Source organism: Syntrophorhabdaceae bacterium (genome assembly GCA_028713955.1).
GTDB lineage: Bacteria > Desulfobacterota > Syntrophorhabdia > Syntrophorhabdales > Syntrophorhabdaceae > UBA5609.
This window is the reverse complement of the sequence record JAQTNJ010000317.1, coordinates 1-3,087: the sequence shown is the minus strand read 5'-3', so window position 1 is coordinate 3,087 and position 3,087 is coordinate 1. Positions and strand designations below refer to the sequence as shown.

The 3,087-nt window shown below is 61.0% G+C and carries 4 protein-coding genes; all 4 read left to right on the top strand.

Features of this window, described 5'->3' with window-relative positions; translation table 11 throughout:
* A partial coding sequence (locus tag PHU49_16365; protein MDD5245585.1) for a hypothetical protein occupies positions 1-1,095 on the top strand: 1,095 nt, incomplete at its 5' end.
* A 463-nt stretch (positions 1,096-1,558) separates the two neighbouring features.
* Entirely contained in the window at positions 1,559-1,966 is a 408-nt protein-coding gene (locus PHU49_16360; GenBank protein ID MDD5245584.1) for a hypothetical protein, read from the top strand.
* 83 nt (positions 1,967-2,049) lie between these two features.
* Positions 2,050-2,814, top strand: coding sequence for a hypothetical protein (locus PHU49_16355; protein MDD5245583.1), 765 nt, complete (start codon positions 2,050-2,052; stop codon positions 2,812-2,814).
* 16 nt (positions 2,815-2,830) lie between these two features.
* A partial coding sequence (locus PHU49_16350; protein MDD5245582.1) for a hypothetical protein occupies positions 2,831-3,087 on the top strand: 257 nt, incomplete at its 3' end.

Genomic DNA, 3,087 nt, shown 5'->3' with positions numbered 1-3,087 from the left:
GGCAACACCGTCCTGATGAACGAGCCTAACGTCTTTGCCGACGGCCAACTTCCCTACATCAAGTTCGACAACGTGGACCGCCCCGATATGTTCTGGGGCAAGAGCGAGATAGAACCTATCGAGCCTCTACAGAAGGAACTCAACAAGCGCTCAAGCCAGATAATGGAGTCTGCCAACCTCACGGCAGACCCGAAGGTGCTGGTGCCTCGGTCCTCTGGGCTGAAGAAGGAGTCCATCACCACGCGCCCCGGCGAGAAGATACCGTACCAGGGAACGCAGAAGCCCGAGTACATGATACCTCCGTCCCTCCCCCCGTATGTCTCGCAGAACCTCGACCGCACGATGGACCACGTTGAACGAATATCCGGCAACTACGGAATCCTTGCCGGGAACCTGGGGGGAGGGGCGACCTCCGCTGCGGCTATCTCCACTATCAAGGAGATGGCAGAGATGCGCCCGAGGATGAAGATGGAGAACCTGTCGGATTCCCTGCGCGAGGTGGGAGAACTCATCGTAAGCCGCATCAAACAGAATTATGACAAGCCCCGCCAGTTGATAATCTCCAAGGGTGACGGCTCGGGGGGCATCGACTTCGACCAGATACAGTCCGAGGACATCACCGATGAGTACAACATCGACATCGCGGTGGGGAGTAATCTTCCAACCTCTCAGTCGCTCCTGTTCCAGTGGGCGATGTCCTTGCATGAGATAGGGGTCATCAAAGACCCGAAGGATATGCTGGCCGTCATCGACTTCCCGCACCGCGACCAGATCGTGAAGCACAACGAGCAGTTCGACCAGAAGCAGCAGGAACAGCAGATGCAACTTATGGAGATGCAACAGCAGGGGGGTCAGCCGGGAGGGCCACCGCCAGAAGCGCCGCAGGGCGCAGCGCCACCCGGTCCCATGAGTCTCAGAGAGGGGCCGCCGCCTGGAGCCTCACAAGGGCCACCGCCACCGGCGCCTCCCGGCGACCTTCCACCGGAGATTTCATCCCTGCTGTCGCAGATCATGGAGGCAGCCGCCCAGGGCGAGGGTATGCCTCCCGGCCTTGAACAGATGCTAGGACAGATGGGAGGTCCAAATGGCGGCTGACCTTTCAAGCCTTTTCGGGAAGCAGTACCTACCGGACTACCTCCAGTGGCAGAGTCCTACTAAACTTGCCACCGCGCTCCGCATGATGACGGGTGCGCCTTCCGGTGGCGACGCCGAATCGGTAGCCGCGCATGGCCTGGCTACGCGCCTCGGCAATGAGGTCTACGCCAAGTACAACGCCGCTCACGGCGCCACGCCCGTCACTCAATGGGTACAACAGTATTGGGATTGGCTCCGGCGTGGGGCGCCCACGCAGGTTGCCTCCACCTTGAAGAACACCACTTACGACTACGGCAACATATCAAATAACGTCCTGCACTATGTCGCGGGGCGGGGTTACGTCACCGAGGCCGACCTGAAGGATAGCGACCCGGCGGAGTACGCCGCTATCGCAACAGCCCGCGCCGAGGCCGTAGCCGACACGGGTACTCCCCGTGCCTATTACGAGTCCAACCCCGTCAACGTGAGAAGCGGGCAGGCGGCGCACCTCGACTACAACGGGAACCCCATACAAGGCCAGGGTGCGCTCTCCAGCATATGGGCGAAGATGTCGCCCCCGCCGAATGTGAACCCCGCACCGGGTCCGGCTCCGGCGCCCGCCGCGCCTTCCGGTGCTACCGCATGGCGTGATGTGATGTCTGCCGCCCCGAAGGCAGGCGGGGCGAACCGCAACGGCAACTATGCCACGACCTCAAAGCCCGGCGCGGTGGCTGTCACCCCGACGGGCGTACCCGGTGGTGCTTCCGCACAGGCGAGGCAGACCGTGGCAAAAAGGACGGGCCGCAGCATAGCGCAGGCAGGAGTGACCAAGGTGCCTACCGCAAGGGCAACCTACTCACAGATGGTCCGACAAAACCTGCGGAGATACTGATGATGAAAGCCCTGCTAAAAAGCAAGGGGAAGAAATAGGCGGCAACCGCAAGGACCGCCAGGAGTCAACCCAGGAGGGAACTCATGGACAGCGATTTCAGGACAGGAGCCGGAGAACCGGCACAGCCGGCGCCAGCGCCAGCACCAGAACCAGCCGAGAACCCGTTGGCTACACCCGTGGCTAACCCGAACTTGGTGACGGTCCCTGGTGTCGCCCCGCCGGAGACAGCGCAGCAGCAGCAAGAAAGGATGCTTGAGTTCAAGGCGAGAGGAGAGATGCAGAGGCTTCCCGAATCGGAAGTTCTCGATTACGCCTCCAAGGGTTTCGACTACACGCAGAAGACGCAGGAGTTGGCGCCCTACAGAGAGATGCGGGATTTCATCGAGAACACGCCGGGAGCCGCAGACGCGATCATATCCCTGATGAACCAGGGGGTGCCACAGCAGCAGGCTCAACAGACCGTGCAGCAACAGATGGCCCCGGCTGGCTACCAACAGGCTCCCGATCCCGGCGTGAACTTCTTACTCGACCAGGTGGCAGGCATCCAGGCCCAGATGGAGGCGCAGCAGTTTCAGGGCAAGTACCCGCAGGCAGACTTCCAGAAGGTAGTCCAGCACCTTGCGGATCACCCCGAGATACCAACCCTCGAACTCGCTTACCGCGATATGTCTTACGACGATGTGGCGCGGCAGGCAGGGCTGACACAACAGCAACAGCAGGCGCAGCGGCAGCAGATGGCCGTCGAGCCGGGAGCGCAGGGACCGCCCGAGTCCTATCAGGTGGACCCCTTGAAACTCTCTCCCGGTCAGGTCTCCGAGGTCGCAAAGCGCTATCGACTCATTGAGTGACTGAGGAGGAAAGTAGATGACATCAATAAACTGGGGAGGGCTTGAAGCCTTCACCCGTGACATTGTGCTGCCGAGAGTATTCGACCAGGTTTACAGCACGAACCCGGTCTTTGCGCTCTTGGACGGCAAAGGGATCAAGGAGAAGTCCGGTAAGAACATCCGTGTTCTGGTCGAGTACGCGAAGAACACTCAGGGTGGCTCCTACGCGGGGCTTGACACCCTCTCGACCGCCCGCAACGAGAAGTTCGCGGACACCTACCTGGAGTGGAAGCA